Here is a 17,277-nt window from a genome sequence, read left to right as displayed (position 1 = left end):
CTGCACAGCGGTGGCGTGGGATCATCAAGGGATGTCTATTCCTAGGCGATCCTTGAGCACCTGCTTACCATAGGCTTTTCCGAGTTCAAGCATGATTGCCAGGCTCGCTCCTCCGGCTTTCTCAGCCCCAGCCTTGGTAAGGCGCCAGACCTCGTTGTCCCTTATGGTGTCGAGGTATTCGTGACCACTGATAGTTAGACGTTTGGGTCTCCAGTCGAACCTGCTCATGGAGCTGAGATCCTGAGCTACAAGCAGGCCGGCTTCATCAAGCAGCATCACGTGGTATGCGATCACTTCCTCTCCGTGCCCTTCACTAGAAACGTTTATCCAAGAGCGTGGTGATTTGTCGCTCGCTTCGACTGCTAGCAAAATTTCTCGAACCAATTCTTTGTTCAATCTCATCGCGTACTCTCTGTACGATCATCTCGTTCAGCCGGCCTCTTCGAGCCCAAATTCCCGATAGGTCAGTCCTAAAGCCCAAGTGAGGGCATCCATGCCTATCTGGAAGATCGAGTGGTTTAAATTGCTGCACCGTCATGGACATATTCAAACGTCCAGTCAGCAAGGCCTTCACAGCCATGAGCCAGGTAGTCTGGTGGTGTTACTACTCTTGGATCAGTCCCCACAGACAGTGCGGTAAGGCCTGCACTCTGGGCCGATAGGGGTAAACCGTCCCACCAGGAGATTCGGATAGCATGATTCTCACAGGCCAGTGAAAGCCGCATCAGCATATCTTCAAGCTTTGCACCCTGGATAAACCTTTCCTGCATGGACTCGCGCACCCACTGACAGGATTGGTCGCTCGACTGATGCCAGGCGAGCACATACGCCCAACCGTCCTGCGTGGGGGCGGTAAAGAATGTCAGTAAGTCGAGCGCCTCGGTCTCAGGCCCCAGATCTTGGAGCTTGCGACCAAGAAAGTCATAATCAGGGAAAAGCAGCCCTGAGGCCTGTATCGAGCAAGGGGATCTCGACCGAAAAACGATGAATCGAAACTCCGCGAAATTGCCTTGTGATATCGCTGCATCGTAGATGAGCTTGTGTCGGTGGAGGTGTTGAAAACCAAATGCCTGCCCTTGAGCTGAGTCCACCAGCATTTGGCGATTTGCCTGAGGTACTTCAGGGTGGTCGATCATCGCTGCTAGAGAGCGTGCGGCGTTTTCTTTGACGAAGTACTCACGACAAATACTGCGGTAGGCATAGAGAGCAACCTGTTCGTGATCGAATGCCAGTGGCCTGTCATCGATCGGTGCGAACAACCTGTTGTCGTGGTGCTTGCACATGCCACGGAAGGTGGACACCTTGTTGATGCCCAATTTCTTCAGTTGAGGCTTACCCCCGGAGGATTTCAACGTGGTGAGATCGGCGGACAGCTGATAGACATGACCTTGCTCTACGATCATGTTGAGCTGGCCACCCTTCTGAATTGAGTGCGCGGAGATGATGGCGTCGCAGCGGGCCCCATTTTCGTAGTGGAGGCACCGCCCCCTGTTGCGCTGCTGCGCCATTGCTGTCTGATGCGCGTGAGTGAAGGACATGTCGGTCTCTACTGAGGTGTGGACTGGAGTAGCACTTGTTTCAGAATTGCGATCGCTGCTGAGGCTGTAGCCCTCATTCACAGGCTTGGCGTAATCGCTCTGCGAAGAGTGGCAGGAAAAGCGCGGATTCAGCTACCTGCCACCAGACCTTGTTTTCATGCTCGTCGGTGGCTGCCAGCAGATCATGGGCCAGAAAGACTTCAAACCCCACCCGGGCGACCTTGTCCTCGGCGCTAAATTCGTAAAGACCCGCTTGGACAAGTAGCTTTTTGACGATCAGGGGCAATAACCAGGTGGATAAAATGAGGTGGTTATGGCGAGCCCAGATGCTTCCCTTCTCACCATTTGCGGGGCCATGAGCTGCGGCGTTGCGAGCGGCACAGAAATCATGAACCCAGGCGTCGAGCGGGCGATTTACGTTTTTGTCCCAGTGCTCGCGCCACCAAGATTCGCCCAGACTCCCGTTATGCCAGATGGGCGGGTTCGGTAGCTCATCGAAGTGCTCGTTGATGGCCTTGCGGAAGGCAGCTTTGTCATGTGGGACGTTGAGCAGCGTGTCTATGGCAACCCTCATCAGAATCAGCTCGGATCGCTCATCCATGGATGGGGCATCGGTGTTGGCCTTGAGAAAGGACACGATCGTCTCGTCTATGCGTTCCTTTAGTTCCCCGTCAGGTATCTTGAACAGTGCTTCGAGCAGTGGCGTGTGGATCGAGATCCTCGCGCGATTGTCGACGTGGTACGGCCGAATGAACTTGAGCCCTCCACTCCCCGCCAGCATGTTTTGCGTTCTACCGTCACGCCGGCGGGTGGTCATACAGGAGTGAGCCGGTGAGGCGATATCAAATCGCTGCGCGACGACCTGGAGTGTGTCGGCGTTGTAGTACTCGAACGCTGAGCATAGCGATCGGCCTGCCAAGGCTGAGAACGCAAGATAGTAACTCTGCACCAAGCGCTGCTGGATCTGAGCGTCCGAAACCTCCATGCCAGGTGTGTCATCGTTCCAGATGATAAGTGCTGCCTGATGGACTGGATGAGAGGGCTGAGAACCGAATCCCCGGTCGCCGTAGTTGCCCAAGACACCATCGAAAGCTGCCTGCGGGATGCCCAGAAGCTCGCCAGGTAGTCGCCCCCGCTCGTAAGGCATCAAGCACATATCAGCGATCCGCAGCTCTTCAGCAACCGCTACCCACGGCAGAAAGAACACTACTGGCATAGCCCCCTCCCTTCACTTTGTCATTGGCTGAATGATCTTAATCCACCGAGGAATGATCAACTGGGTCTGATGCCACTCTCTGCACTGGACGTCTAGTGATGCCTTGTCGAAGGCGAAGCAGATGGGAATTTGCGGCTCTCGTAGTCGATCCGTTCACCCGATCGCCTTGGTGCAGCGGGTAAAAACTAAGCCATAGATAAGATTCTCTAGCCAACCGTGACAAAAACCGCAAAAACTAAGGTAAAGCTTAGTTTTTTTAATCCCGATCTTAGGCAGTGGGTTGCCCAGCCGAATGCGAATGAGGCTCCCCAGCACTCAACATTTGCTCGGTCGTGGGGAACCCTTCAAGACTGCAGCTGGAGTCCAGGGCCCAAACGACACATTACCCACCTACCCTCGCTTGCGAAGGATGCGCTTCGCCGTTGGCTCATTTCTGACGATGAGCAGCTCGGAGTCCAAGACTGTGCGCGAAATAAATGCAAGCGTGCGAAGCGTAGGCTGGGCATCGATTGCTCGCGCGACCTCATCTGGATTGACCGACTTGTGCCCGATGAGGCGCCGGCTTCTGCTTTTACGAAGCGCATCGACGATCAACTGGCCAAGTTGGCGAATCCCACCCTCATTCAGATCCCGGCTGGCTCGCTGATCCCGGGAGGTACCTAGGAGATCACCCATCATGTGGGTTTTGACTTGCGATGGGTTATCCGAACATCGGTAGGCCACAGGGCGGCTATTGAACACGACGTAGTGCTCATCGTCGTCAGGCAGCACACCGATATCATTGGGGCGGAACCCGAACGAGTTGTCGATGATCTGCTTCGACAGGTAATGCGTATTGAGCTCGGCGCTTAGATGGAACGCAGGGGCCACGTAGTAGACTTCGCTGCCCAGGCTTTCGAGCTCAAGTAGCAAATCATGCTGCGCGGAATGCCGTAACGCATGCAGGTGCCAACGGTAGTAGGCGCCCCCCATCAGCGTGTATTCCTTACAGTTTGTGCGCTCCAAGCGATGGCTCAGCTTGAACTGCAGAAACAGTGGCGATCCGAAAGGAATCTTGACGTCGTAGCCACCACCCGGTTTCCCCTCCTTCTGCAACGACGGAAACTCGGGAGCAGCCACTACATGAGCGCCAGGCGCTGTGATCAGCTCGTTGGTGAAGGCGAAGCCGTAGGAAAATTCTGACATCTCGGGTTTCATTATTGCTGCGTCCTTGCTGTTGGTCATTCATGGCAAAGCACCGGGCTTTACTGTTCGCACAGTGGCGGTCGGTGACTAAGGGGCAGGTGCTGACGCTGTAAGCTCCAGAATCGACCAGCCAGCTTTCTCAAGCGCTGCCTTGCGTTTTACACCAGTAGCGCCCTCCCCCAGTGAACTCTGCCGTATGGCCAAGCACAGCATGTGCGACGGACGGGTCATCCCGACGTACATCAGCATCATGTCTTTCTTCGCTGTTTCCTGAGGCCTCTTGGTAGCTGCTTTTTTGCCCTCAAGACATGGCATGAGTTTCTGGATGAAGTGACTGCCCCTGAAGGTCTCCAAAATTATCGTCGCGGCGTGTGTCTTGCCCTTTTCCGAGTGAATGGATGACATCCGGATATCGACGCCGGCGGAGACATCCTGGAACCGGTAGGTGTTTACAAGGGTGCCCCCTGTCTCTCCGGCTTCGGTGGCAACCGGAGCTGGCTCATAGGCAAGGTATTGGCGGCCCAGGATTTCAGCTGCCACACCCTCAGAATCATAGAGCGCGGCAGCCAGCGCCATGAGTTTCGGTGCGATGACCTTGACCCAGTCCTGCTGAGTGATTTCGGACGGCACAAACAGCATTTGCTGGAGACACTCGCGGTACTGAGCGAAGGCTTCAGGCTTGGTCGTGAATTTCTCATGTACAGCGGCTTGGTGCCGACCTCGTATCTGAACCAGGCTACGAGGGAAAGCCAGCTCACCTAGGTTGATCAGACACGAGGCCAGCAGCTCGACGGCGGAATTGGCCGTGGGCTCCTTCATCGCATAGCGACGTGCGATATGTGCGCCCTCGGCGAATGTGCGGGGCTTGAACGATGTCTTGGTCGTGTCAGAGCGATAGGATGGCCAATAATGCTCCAAGGCTTTCGGGTACTGGTTGGATTTGAAGTTCTCAAGGCGATGCACGGCGCCGACGGCGAACACACCCTTCTCGCGGATATCTTCCGGTAGATGTTTCAGCACCAGCTTGCCGAATTCGTCCAGCACTCCAGTTGCATCCTTGTCCGGAAAGACGATGATCGTGTTCGGGATGGTGCTGGGTTCCCCTTCAGCCCGCAGCCCTTTCAAGCCATCTGAGATCGGGACATAGGCAAACGGGTTGGCAATCGACGCAATGGCCTGATCAAAGCGGAAGCTACTGGCGATCTCCAGCTGACGCTTTGGGTCAGGGAACGGATCCGACAGTGGTGTCTTCTTCTCGAAGATTTCCTGATTTGGGTCGCCAACGCGGACGACGCGAACATCTGGGTCATCGTGGGGAAAAACCCGTTGCAGTATGCCCGCCTGGTCAGGTTGAGTGTCCTGCATCTCATCGATCAATACGCACGGGAAGCGCAGACGCAATGCGCCGCCCACAGCCGGTTCTTGGTCTAGTAAGGCGTGGCCCAGCACGAACACTTCATCGAAGCAGAAATAACCCGCCTTGGCAGCGCCGCTCAGCGATTTCACCACACTTTTGTAGGTGGCGGTGTGTGGCGCAAAACCGATGTCTTCATCCCCGAGAGGATGATCGAAATCGGCAGACCGGACTCGCAAGCTGTGGAGGCTTTTGTGCTTCATCTCAAAGGCCGTCTTTGCACCGAAATGCTCGCTATCCGTCAGCTTTCTCCGGCGCGCCTTATGCGTGAGGTCATCGTCAATGGCCTGCAGCGCAATCCCTTTTGATCGCAACCAGGGCGAAGCCAAGAATCGTCCGGTAAAACCATGGATGGTGTCGATATAGTGAGGGAAGCGCAGCAGCCGTTGCCCTACTTCCGTACCGCCGAGGCGTTTCTCGATCTCTTCCCGGGCCGCGTTGGTGTGTGAAAGCACGCAGATACCCTGCATACGGCTCTTCCAGTGACGAGCCAGGATGGCCAATTTCGCCACGACCAGGGTCGTTTTGCCGCTCCCTGGGCAAGCCGCTACATCGATGGTATCCATGGATTTCAAGAAATCACGACGAGGCTCGTCCAGCGTTTCCAGCCCCATGAGCTTGATGACCCAATCCACATCGGCATCAGTGATGGGGGCAACCAGTTTGCTAAGCGTCATTCGGCGACCTCTTCCAGCGGATCAGTTGAGCTTGCTGGTGCTGCCGGCACCACGAGAGTGTGAGCCGGGCTGGAGGTTGTAGTCAGTGCGGCACCTCCGGTTGCGTACTCGATCGCGTGGACAACATAAGTGGGCAGCAGCCCACGCAGCGTCGTACCGTCCAGTGTTTTGTTTTCAAACCGCTGGTCGATCAAATCGATCAGGTGCTGTGCTGCGATCGCTTTAGAAGCTCTTTTGAACAGTTTGTAGATCGCGGAACACCTTGCATCCTCGGTGGCATGGGTGTTCTGGATCTTTTCGAAAGCTGTCTGCGCCTTCTTCAGCAGCGTGACCTTGGTCTCCTTGCCTTCGTCGATCTTTTCCTCATTGATGGCCAGGTATGCGGCGTGGTGGACTTCCTTCGAAAGCCCCTTGAACGCCAGGTCGTACTCGAGCGTCCAGTCATCCGCAACGAATGTGCGCACGCATTGCCCGTCACTTTCTGCTCGCTTATCGCGGTGATCCTTAAGTCCTTTTTCAAGGTCAGGGGCAGTGGCACCGAAGTCTTTCTTCGCGCGCCAGCGTCGATCGGCTTTGTCTGGCCATACAGCCCCTTTGACTCCCTTCAGGCCCAAAATTTCGGGTGCACAATCCGGCATCACGTCCATGTCAGTAATGCAGGCGGTAGGCACGGATATCTCGCCCTTGGAGGTGTCTTTTCGCTGCAGGATTTTCGAGTACCGCCGCAAACCAACACCGCCCACGTTGATGATCGATACGCCATGCTTGGTGAGATCTTTGCCAAGTCGCCGAGCAAGTGAAGGCAGCAGAATGGCTTCGGCATCGCCTTCCACGACCAGCAACCCCTTGGCGAAGAAAAGCCCAGCTTTGGTCACATCCAGGAAACGGCTGAGGAAGCGATAGTCGTCGGAAGCAAGGCAGGTTTGTTCTTCTGCAAGGGAGAACGCCTGTTGCCGCTGCATCAGAACCAGGTTCTGCAACGGAATTTTCGAGCTCAGGTTGGGGCTATGCGTGGTCAATATGACTTGAACCGGCCTCAAGCCTGTAACTGGCTGAGCCGCAGCCTCCAGAAACTCCATCAACTGGAGCTGGCGCTGAGGATGTAGGTGCGCTTCTGGCTCTTCGATGAGGAGCAACGGAAGTCCGTCGGGCTCTTTACCGAGCAGCAGTAGTTCGCAGGCCATGAACAGCACGTTGTTTGAGCCCAGCCCATAAACGCCGCGGGCTTCACCTGTTGCGTGATCCAGCAGCCCCAGTTCCAAGCGCTCCAGGATCTGCTTGATTTTGGCAGGATCCGTTCCCGCCTCCCCGAAACCAATGCGACTTGTCAGTGGCTGGCCAGCAAGGGAGAGCGGACGCAGGTAGGTGTCGTTGATTTCCTTCTGCGCGGAGACAATAGCGCCGTGGCTGTTCACCAGGTGGCGAAGATAGTCACCCATGCCTGCAATGCTGAGGGCTTCCGCGTCAGCGAGGTCAGCTGGAAGCGCCGCAGGATCGAAGGCACTGCCGGCATCAATATTCGGGAAACTACTCAGTACTTGAGACAGGCGGGAATTTCTGCCTGGCGACATCTCTCGTTCTGCATCGCGCAGCGGTTTCAGGTACGCGGTGGCCAGTAGTTGCCGTACACCCACGTCCAAAGATGGGCCTTCTCCGTTTTCACCCGATCGAATCGAGATGTCGACCCATTTACGGGTGGAGGCAGAGGCAACGATGCGGCGAGCCGACCAGTGAATGTATAGCCTTCCAACGCCACCCTTGTAGGTCACGTACTCAGCGAAAGCGCCGAGTTCGGCGGGGCTCAATCCTTCCAGCGTACACCTGAGGGTGATGGCTTCCGCCTGGGTGCCATCGTTGGCGATGTGAAAATCCTCGATCTGTAGCCTGAGATACTCAGCATCACGTGTCTGCAGAACGTAGCGAATCGCATCGATGACCGCGGTCTTGCCCGCATCGTTTTCACCTACGAGGGCAGTCACGCCTTCGTTGAACTGGATGTTCAACGCATGACCGCCTTGGCCGAACTGGCGGAAGTTTTCGATTTTCAAAGCCGAAAGATACACAGCGCTGCCCTCACCTGATTCAGTGGCAGGGAGAGGTTTGCTGAGCGTCAACCTGGCCGACACCATCCCTCCCTGGATGTGCTAGCTATATGCCATGAAAAATCCACTGGGGCCAGACGATTCGGCCGGTTCCTACCGGGGGCTTGGTCATTCGGCATACCCGCCTGGTCGTGTAGCCGCCGCGGGTATCAGTTCAGTCCAAATTGATGGCCGCGTAACCCGCCCAAGACGCCAAGTTTCATTTACCATGCTGTCGGCCCAGGCCGAGCGCGAACAGGCCGAAAGCCCCAATATGCACAGGAATTTTCGTTTGGCAGCAAACCCACTAACAGCCCGCGAGGCCTATCAAATCCTGCGAGACATTGCCTTGGGGATTCGCACGATGCGCCGCATTGGCCAGCAGTCGTGGGCTGAGATCTACTGTGGCTTGATGACTGTCGAGGCCGACGGCTGGGTGCTCACGTTCTACAACGATTGCGACGCCCTCGATTACTGCAACAGCTGCTACAGCCCTGATGGCCGCGCATACGTTTTCAATTCGTCGCAGTCGTACAGCACTGACCCGGTAGAGTTACTGAGCACTTGGGAGAATGCGCAGCTTGAAAAGCTGTTGAGTGCTTCGTAGCCGGCGATGAGAGAGTGACAGGGGTTTGGCTTAGTATGCGGTCGGCTAAGGCAGCTAAGATAATCAGCTCCTCATCGCGGTGATTGCCCATGGACGATTTCGCCAGCCGTTTTTCTCAGCAGGGTTATGAACCCCACGCCGACGACTGCTCTCACCTTCTGAAGGCATTGAATGAACAGCTCGGCAGCCCAGGTGATGCTCCTCGGCTTCGACGCCTCTATGACTCATTGATCGATGCGGCAGGTGATGGCGCCGATGAGGGCATTTTGCGGCATGCGACGCAGCTAGCAGACTTAGTGGTTTCGCACGTCGAGCCGGAGAACGGATGTCTCGTTTACTACTCGTGTTCCAATGCATGGGCCGAGCTGAGGAAGCTGGAGGTGCAGGATTGGGCGGACGATACCCTTGAGCACCCTGCTCTGCTCAAACAGCTTTATTTCCTGCGTGCCTCTGTACAGCACTCAGGCTTTAAAGAGCTGGCACCAATGATTCGCTCCAGAATCCACTGCAATCTAGGCAATGCGCTCAGGGCGTGTGGACGTTGGATCGAGGCGCTCGGGGAATGGCGCAACGCTTTGAAAGACAATCCGATCCTGGGTATGGCGCTGGGCAACCTTGGCATTGGCTTGGCTCAATACGGCAGTGCGCTTTACGACCCCAGTCACACCTATTGGCTCCTTGTGCATGCCCGACGCAACCTGGCATCAGCCATCGAGGGTGGCGTGGGCCGTGATGGTGCGACCTATCCTGACGCGATAGAGTTTTTCAAATGGCATCACGACAGGCTGGCCGAGTCCGTCGACGACGAGGGTGACGCGGAGTTGTTAGAGCACAGGCTTGGCTCCTCGAAGGAGGAACGGCGTTACCGGCGATGGTGCCTTGAGGAAGAATTATTTCTTAATCCCATGAACGACCTGGGAGCGTTCCCCGCCGCCGCTCAAGACGTCCTGAGATTACCTGGTCATGATGCCAAGGCTGGAATCACTTACCTCGGCTTTTACAACCAGCTGAAGCAGGAGTACGGGTTCGCCCGTCATTGTCTTTATTTGGGGGATCACGCCAAACCCGGTCATGTGGCAGACAGAGGCATGTCACTCGCTTTCAATTGCGATTACGCGCTCTATGGCATGGGTCTGGAACAGATCAAGACTGCCTATCGCAGCGCCTATTCGTTGCTGGATAAGCTTGCCTACTTTATCAACGCCTACTGGAAGCTGGGCATACCCGAGAAGGCGGTAGGCTTCCGGACTGTATGGTTCAAATCGGACAGAAATGGCCGCCTACTCCAGCCGCGGGTGGTGCGTGATGAATTCATATCCACGCGTAATCTTCCGCTTCGCGCGCTGTATTGGGTATCCCAGGACATCTACTTCAAGGAGCTAAAAGATGTGGCTCGACCTGATGCTCAGGCGCTTGATGAATTGAGAAACCACCTTGAGCACAAGTACGCCAAAATCGTGGATTCTTGCCATTGGATTGGCGAGCATTCTGGGCTCTGGAGTGATCACTTGGCATTTGTGCTCGATAGGGATGACCTCTACGCGAAGAGCCTGCTGATGCTGAAGCTGTCCAGGGCTGCGCTTATCTATCTGTGCCTGGCAATGCATTTTGAGGAATCGCAGCATAAGCCTGAGGGCCCAGTTGGAGAGTTGCCAGTCGAGGACTACCCGGACGACCTCAAAACCTGAGGCTGGCGGCGACTGCACCTTCATCTATTTTGGCTTAACCAGCCGACAGAGAGAAATTTTGAGCTCGCTGGCCGCGGGCTTACCCCATCGATTAGGTCACAGGCTATTAGGGATGCGTTCAGTCGCACGCAGCGGAGATGGCTCACCTTTTTTCGCCCCCGCGGGTTGAGCTACGAATACACGTTAAAGCTTGGGTTCGGATGATTCTGAATAACACGACACCCGATCCGACAGCCATTCGCACCCATTTCCGGACGCTTATGAGTAACGCCTCGCCCCGCCCAGCCACCTTAGTGGTAAATGGCATCGTCGTATTGTGTCGATAAGCGCTCTTGGGAACTGGCAGATCCCACTGTTGGGCCCCATGCCAACTGGAAAGAGGATAGCGATCGACCGTCCTACGTTGAGCCGCATAGAAGACCATTTCCCTGAAGTACGGAAGGAGTACATCTGTATCCCTGCGCATTATCGCCATCGCCATAAGGTCATACTGCCCTTTCAATGGATATCAGGGGTGCTCGCTCAACTCGAACCCGATTGCGGCGGAATCACGGGGCATTCCATCACGGCGGCTGCCTGCGCGATGCACGAGCGAACGGTGGCAGTGGTCTGCCTAGCCCTTGTTCAGCTGATGGCGCAGACACTTAGTCCAGGTGGTACTTCTCTCGCCGTTGTATGAAGGCCTCCTGCGACCCTTCCATGATGTTCATGACTGCTCTAGCGGTTTCAATCCTGTCCATCCCGCCTTGAGCGAGTGGCCTACCTTTCCCCGCTACTGATTCGAGCGCCAGCACGAATTCAGCATCGCCATTCACAGGGATGTTCACGTTATGGGTTGCAACGATAAGCTGTCGCTTTAGTTTCACGCGACGCAGGAGAGGCACGAGTTCGTGGTAAACGAAGCTGACATCGACGTCGTCTTCTGGCTGATCCAGGATCAGAGGGCCCCCTCCCATTACCAACAGCATGCAGAGTACTGCGGTATTACGTTGCCCCTCTGAAAGGCGATGGCTGGACAGGCTACCAATAAGCGTGCGATCGGTTCGATACAGCTCAATGTCCACGAGGTCAGGAATTCGCTCAAGATTCAGCGTCAACCAAGCCTCGCTTGAGCTACGGATGTGAGCAAGAAGCTCCCCCCGGAACTGTTCAAGCACTCCTGGAAGCGGCTTTCCGTTGTGCAGCATCGAGCCGATAAGGGCCCATGGGCTGGGTGCGGCAATTGGATCTTGGGAAAGGAAATGTTGCCGAAAAGCGTCGCCAATGTTCTTCCAGACTGGGGCCATCCTAGAGTCAGTAGGTATCAATCGTTGCCATAGCGTATCGAAGCCGACCTGAGCGCCCATGTACTTGATTGTCACGCGGCTGGTACCGGAAGTACGTTCGGTGAGCTGTTCGCATACTGCCGAACGCAGGGCAAATTCTTTCGCCCATATCTCGTGGAGTCGCGCATGCGCCCTATTCAGCGCGGTCGGAGTGTCCAGAAGAGGTTCACGAGTTTTCCTCTTCCCATCCAGATCTGACAGTTTCGCCTGTCTCAGCCGATCCAATTCCTGGAAGCGGCTCGCATCTTCAGGCTTGAGGCCACGCTCCTCGCAGGCAGCAACGAATGTGGTATAGGTGGTGTCGAGCTCACGCTTGATGGCTGGCCATTTGGTCGTTTCGTCAAAGAGCTGATCTGATGAAGCCTCCATATCGGCCAGTAATTCGATCAATCTGCGCTTGAATCCATCTCGTGCCTGATTCACTTCAATCGTCTTTTCTGTAAGCCATTCGGCATGCGGCCAGGTCGGAGCTACCTCAGCGGGGTTCCAGCTTGGAGCCGCCGCCTCTACGACTTTTTGAAGCTCTGCAATGTCTTCACGCATCACTTCCTGCAGTTGCTTCTGATATCGCTTGGAAAAGTGCGAACGCAGATAGCTTGACGCTTCCGCCTGGACATCCTTACGGGCCTGCCACTCGCGATCGATTTCAGTTAGCTCCTGGATGATGTTGTTGATCTCAACGTCCAGTGCCAGAAGCTGATTTTGAGCAGCGTAAAGTCTGGCTATCTCCGCTTTCACCGAGAATTCTTCGTTCCGTAGCCTATCCAGATCCGCAGAGCAGCCCTCGTCTATCATTTGGAGCAGTTGAAGAGCTCCGTCAGGCATGGTGAGTTCTGATAGCTGCCGTTGGCTGTAGAACTGCACTGGGAAATGGCGAAGGTAAGCCGCGACGTCGTGCGCGTCACCTTCCACCAGGACTCGTCCAGATTGCTTTGTGTAAGCGATGACGTCGCGTTGACCCGGCATCCCTTCCCAAGTGATGTGTAACTGGCTGTGATCGTCTAGGACATTCTTCGCACGATCGATTTTATCTTGGATACGCGATGAGAGCGCATCACCCTCATCCCTCCCGAGACCGATACGCAGAAGCTCAAGAATGGTCGATTTGCCGGTTCCTGTGCCTCCGATCAATGTATTCAGGTTCTCAGAGAACCAGATTGACTCATCTTCAAGGTTGCGTAGTCCCTTCCATTCAATCGACACAATTCGCGGATGGGTTTGCGTGTCGCTCGGCCGGCATTCTTCCAAAGAAAGCCGCGATTGAGGATCTCCGAAGGCTTGCTTCAGTGCCGTGATTGAGGGGACAGAGCTTTTGACCCAAGTGTAGCGATAGCCCAACGAATTGGGCAGAGGCCGCCCCTCACTGTCCGTTTTGAGTGACTTTGCATCCGAGGACTGCACGTAGGCAGGCGGCTTATCTAACCTGCGCCAATCGTTGCTCTGCCCCTTGAGGATGCTCGCCATTTTGGTGCTCAGCGGATACTGGGTCACCTCCACTGCAAGTAGATCCTTTTGGCGATAGTCCTGCCGGTTGGCGGAATCCTCGAACAAACCACGTTCTCGATCCGAGTGGGCTGCAATGACCACCCCACCATGCTTCCCTTGAACTATGTCCAGTAGCTTGCGCAAATTGACTCGGTCGCGCGGAAGCAGCGCGGGTTTCCCGTTCTCAAATCGATCACGCTCGAACATGCCAAGCTCAATTAGCACTTTGTTTACGCGCTGGACATCGGCAGTTTTTCGCGCGGGCTCGAACAGACACAACACGTGGTACCCGAGATCCAGCTCAAACCCTGGAAAGATCCAGATCGGATCGCGGCCCAGCTCTTTAGCAACTGGTCTGTTCAGAGTCACCAGGTGAGTTAGGAACCAGTCCTCAGGTTCCTCCACACCAGAGAAATTGTGATCGGTGATGCCAATGATCTGAAGGTCGAGCTCATGGCAGCGCCGGAGAAATACTCTGGCTTTGCTTCTGATGTCATCAGCGCTGGCTTCTCCTCCGATTTTGGGCCTCCGTGGATTACCCAGACGTAGCTCATGGTCTTTCCAATGTCTGCCATCTTCGGGGGTCTGAACCTGCAAGTCGGCTTTGAACCAACGGAAACCTTGATACATGAGCGATTGAGTCCGGATACTTAGCGCCGACGAAGGGCTGGGGTGCAGCGCGAGGAATGCTGCGTACGATACAAACACTACCTCAACTGAGGAAGTATTAGCTTGCTTGTCTGGTTGATCACCACATAGAACCGGGAGCGGCAGCGCCATTAGGGAGTCCGTTGCGGAACAAACAGCGCCGATAATCGCTGCAGCGACATCTATACCAATTGCAACGTACGGGCCGCGCTCAAGTGAGCCCTTGTGAGTTGCTCGGATCCCAGCACCTAATCCCCTATGCCTGCAGAAGCAAGCAGAAGCCAGGGTCGCTGAAAGAAATTTGTACCTTTATCACTTGTTTTAAGCCCGTCGCACATTAGGATTGGTTAGAAATATCCAAGGACGGTCGAAATGGGTGGGTTTTTCGTAGAGCAGGCGGGATCACTCAAGCTTCTTCAGCAAACCGACGCACCTAACAGCGGCTTTAGGCCGGGCCAGCTTGGCGCAATGCATGCAACATTGGCCCATTTCTCCGTGCAAGACGACCCCGCGATCATCTGCCTGCCCACTGGATATGGAAAGACATCATTGATGATGTCGCTACCGCTTCTACTTGGAGCAACCCGGATACTCATCGTCGAGCCATCAAGTGCTCTGCGCAAACAGGTGCACTCGCATTTTTCCACCCTTTCAACACTCATACGCATCGGTGCGCTACCTGAAGACGGGCCGCTACCTTCCGTTCACTTGCATTCGGGGCGGCCGATAACGCCTGAGGCCTGGGAACAATTGCGAGAATTCGACGTCGTGATCTCAACCCCCGGCAGCTCTTCACCGATGATTGCCCCAGGGGCAGCGCCCGACCTCTTTGACGTGGTGATTTTCGACGAAGCACACCATGCGCCGGCAGACTCTTGGGCAGAGTATCTGGATCACTACTCGACAGCTCGATTTATATTTTTGACGGCAACCCCCTTCAGGCGCGATGACCGCGTTATTCCGGGCAAGCTGATCTACCGATATCCTGTGATGAGAGCAGTGTCTGAAGGGGCGTTCGACCCTATCGTATTCCGGGAGGCGCCCATAGATAACGAGCTTGATGATGAGCATGTTGATCGGGCGATTGCCCAAACTGCAGTTGCACAGCTAGAAGAAGATATCGCTAGCGGTTTTGATCATAGGCTTTTCGTACGCGCCTCGACCATATCTTCTGCGCAAGCGCTCGTACCAATCTACGAGCAACTGGGCGTTTCCGTCGCCGCCATCAGCAGCCGACTGACCAAGCGCCAGCAGGACTCAATCGAAGCGCGGCTCGTTTCTGGTGAATTGAAGGCCATCATCTGCGTAGACATGTTTGGTGAAGGCTATGACTTCCCGAAGCTCAAGGTCGCCGCGTTGCACGCACCTCACAAATCACTGGTACCCACAATTCAGTTCATCGGCAGGTTCGCCAGGATCGACGGCACCACCGGACGCCCAACCCTCATTGCACCGGCATTCAGAGTGCGTGAGGCGACAGCGACTCTGCTTAGAGAGGGCGTCGATCTGGCTCAGATGATTGATGATGCCGCGCTTGCTCAAATCCAGGGCGTGGTTGAGGCCAAAGAATTCATCGAAAGCTTGCCGGTGCGTCGGATGACTGAATCTGACTATGAGTCCGTGTCTGCGCTGTCCTTCAATTTGTACGCGCACGTCCGAGGGTTTCACTGCAGTCGCAGGCCGGATTTCGACTTGCTGGGAGAAAAGGTCGGTCGAGTGCTTCGGATTGTGAAACAGTGGGGAACGCCAGATGGCAATCTGTCTCTCGTGTTGACAGCAGATGAGGCGCCTCCGAACTGGTCGACCTCAAACACGCTCACCGACATTCGGCACGAGGCCTTCCTGCTGATGTATTTTCCTGAGTCGAGCTACTGCTTCATTGGCTCAACCCTCAGGACTGAGAAGCTGTACCTGACCATCATGGATATCGTTTGCCGGGCCGGCGCCCGGGGGTTGAGCTACGAAGAAACGAGCCGCGCGAGGGCCGGACTGGAGGGAATGAGGTTTTTTGCTGTTGGCTTGCAGAATACGACATTCAATTCGCAAGTCGAAACTTACCGAACTCTGACTGGCCCACAAGCCGAACGCGCGGTCACTGCGGGAGATAGCCGCGCGTACGCTCAGGGGCACTACTTCGGGAGTGGCATGAACGGCCAAGTGCGTGAAACCATCGGAGCCAGTAGCAGCTCGAGAATCTGGAGCAATCAGCGCCTATCCGTTCCTGATTTCGTTGCCTGGGTACAGACGCTCCATGGACGTATCATCGGAGATGCTGCGTTTAGCCAAAGCCACCTCGACTTGATCAGAACCACTACGACTCTTCAGGAACTACCAAGGACGGTTATGGCGGCCAACTGGTCGCGGCATGGCCTCACTCGAAATCCTCGCATTCACTTCAGGGCAACGAACGAACAAGGGCTACAAACCTCCAGGCTTGTGGAGTGGGATATCCAGGATTTTGAGTGCAATCCACAAGCCGGGCAGCTGGATTTTTCGATTACTCATGCCGAGGGGCAGATCCGGATGCGCCTGAGTCTCGAGGGAGGACAGCTGATTCGCTGCCTGGAGCCAGATGCCACAATGACCATCGAGTCCAGCCAGGATGGCTGGATGCCACTTGCCGACTGGCTTAGTGAGTACCCTCCGATTTTCTATGCAACGGATAAGTCTTCGTTTGAAGGGTTAAACAAAATCGCTGCCCCCCTACTCAGATCCCTCACGCTTGCTCCAGGTGATGCGGAGTCAATCGACTGGACAGGCTGTGCGATCGAGGTAGAGTTCTTGCCGAACAATCGGGAGCCTCGCACACTGGCGAGGCGTGCAGAGCTAGATGGCAAAGCAACTGTGCAGGAGCACCTTGAGCAATACCTTCTAACGCTTCCAGATCTCCGGTGTTTGTACTACGACCATCGCTCAGGCGAGGCGGCCGATTACATCTGCGTCACAGTAAACGCAGCCCATGAAGTCAACGTCACCCTCTATCACTGTAAAGGTGCAGGAGGGCCAGCCAATGGAGGGCGAGTTGGTGACGTGTACGAGGTTGCAGGGCAACTGGTAAAGTCAGCTTACTACTGCAACGTCTCGACCTTGCTCCATCATATGGAAGATCGCATGCATCGCAGACACACATCTCCTTCGTACTTTGTCAGCGGGGATAGGGATGAAACCTACGATTTGCTGCGCTCAACACCTGCAACAGCTCTCACCTTCACGGTAGTGGGCGTTCAACCTGGGATCCGGCGCACCATGGTTGATGAGCGTATGAGCGATTTGATGGCGTTCTGCATAGGTTACGCACGCCAGGGCTCGGCAAAAGCTTACTGGCTAGTGAGTGAATAGCTGCTAAGGGCGCTGGAACTACGTTGCACATCGCGGCCCACCGCACGCCATTAGCTCAGATGCAGTGGTCGTGC

10 protein-coding genes are annotated in these 17,277 nt (G+C 55.4%); 3 read left to right on the top strand and 7 right to left on the bottom strand.

The window, feature by feature from the left end:
- Positions 1 to 24 precede the first annotated feature (24 nt).
- The 6 genes from AC5PZ0_RS11850 to AC5PZ0_RS11825 form a co-directional block, all read right to left on the bottom strand.
- Positions 25 to 402, bottom strand: a complete 378-nt coding sequence (locus AC5PZ0_RS11850) for a DUF2513 domain-containing protein (protein WP_233687818.1) — start codon at positions 400 to 402, stop codon at positions 25 to 27.
- A 116-nt stretch (positions 403 to 518) separates the two neighbouring features.
- Positions 519 to 1,538: a hypothetical protein gene (locus AC5PZ0_RS11845; RefSeq protein WP_493855015.1), complete on the bottom strand. Its 1,020-nt coding sequence runs from the start codon at positions 1,536 to 1,538 to the stop codon at positions 519 to 521.
- Positions 1,539 to 1,611: 73 nt separating this feature from the next.
- A complete protein-coding gene (locus tag AC5PZ0_RS11840; protein WP_493855014.1) occupies positions 1,612 to 2,754 on the bottom strand; it encodes a hypothetical protein in 1,143 nt (380 codons plus the stop codon).
- 390 nt (positions 2,755 to 3,144) lie between these two features.
- Positions 3,145 to 3,978, bottom strand: coding sequence for a hypothetical protein (locus AC5PZ0_RS11835; protein ID WP_493855013.1), 834 nt, complete (start codon positions 3,976 to 3,978; stop codon positions 3,145 to 3,147).
- 48 nt (positions 3,979 to 4,026) lie between these two features.
- The gene (locus AC5PZ0_RS11830) at positions 4,027 to 6,030 is read right to left on the bottom strand and encodes a UvrD-helicase domain-containing protein (RefSeq protein ID WP_493855012.1); all 2,004 of its coding nucleotides are present in this window, start codon (positions 6,028 to 6,030) and stop codon (positions 4,027 to 4,029) included.
- Positions 6,027 to 8,144, bottom strand: a complete 2,118-nt coding sequence (locus AC5PZ0_RS11825) for an ATP-dependent nuclease (RefSeq protein ID WP_493855011.1) — start codon at positions 8,142 to 8,144, stop codon at positions 6,027 to 6,029. The genes AC5PZ0_RS11830 and AC5PZ0_RS11825 overlap by 4 nt, the downstream gene beginning before the upstream one ends.
- 259 nt (positions 8,145 to 8,403) lie before the next feature.
- Here AC5PZ0_RS11825 and AC5PZ0_RS11820 point away from each other — a divergent pair, with 259 nt between their 5' ends.
- Together AC5PZ0_RS11820 and AC5PZ0_RS11815 are read left to right on the top strand one after the other, a co-directional pair.
- Positions 8,404 to 8,718 (top strand): DUF7693 family protein, encoded by a 315-nt coding sequence (locus AC5PZ0_RS11820; protein ID WP_493855083.1) that lies wholly within the window; start codon positions 8,404 to 8,406, stop codon positions 8,716 to 8,718.
- 89 nt (positions 8,719 to 8,807) lie between these two features.
- Positions 8,808 to 10,406: an LA2681 family HEPN domain-containing protein gene (locus AC5PZ0_RS11815; RefSeq protein WP_493855010.1), complete on the top strand. Its 1,599-nt coding sequence runs from the start codon at positions 8,808 to 8,810 to the stop codon at positions 10,404 to 10,406.
- Positions 10,407 to 11,050: 644 nt separating this feature from the next.
- Here the strand turns inward: AC5PZ0_RS11815 and AC5PZ0_RS11810 are convergent.
- Positions 11,051 to 13,996: an AAA family ATPase gene (locus AC5PZ0_RS11810; protein ID WP_493855009.1), complete on the bottom strand. Its 2,946-nt coding sequence runs from the start codon at positions 13,994 to 13,996 to the stop codon at positions 11,051 to 11,053.
- A gap of 240 nt (positions 13,997 to 14,236) precedes the next feature.
- Between AC5PZ0_RS11810 and AC5PZ0_RS11805 the strand changes: the two genes are divergently transcribed.
- Positions 14,237 to 17,203 carry a DEAD/DEAH box helicase gene (locus tag AC5PZ0_RS11805; RefSeq protein WP_493855008.1) on the top strand — a complete coding sequence of 989 codons (2,967 nt, stop codon included), beginning with the start codon at positions 14,237 to 14,239 and terminating at the stop codon, positions 17,201 to 17,203.
- Positions 17,204 to 17,277 lie beyond the last annotated feature (74 nt).

The organism is Pseudomonas sp. 5.2 (assembly GCF_059025405.1).
This window is presented reverse-complemented; position numbering and strand designations above follow the sequence as displayed.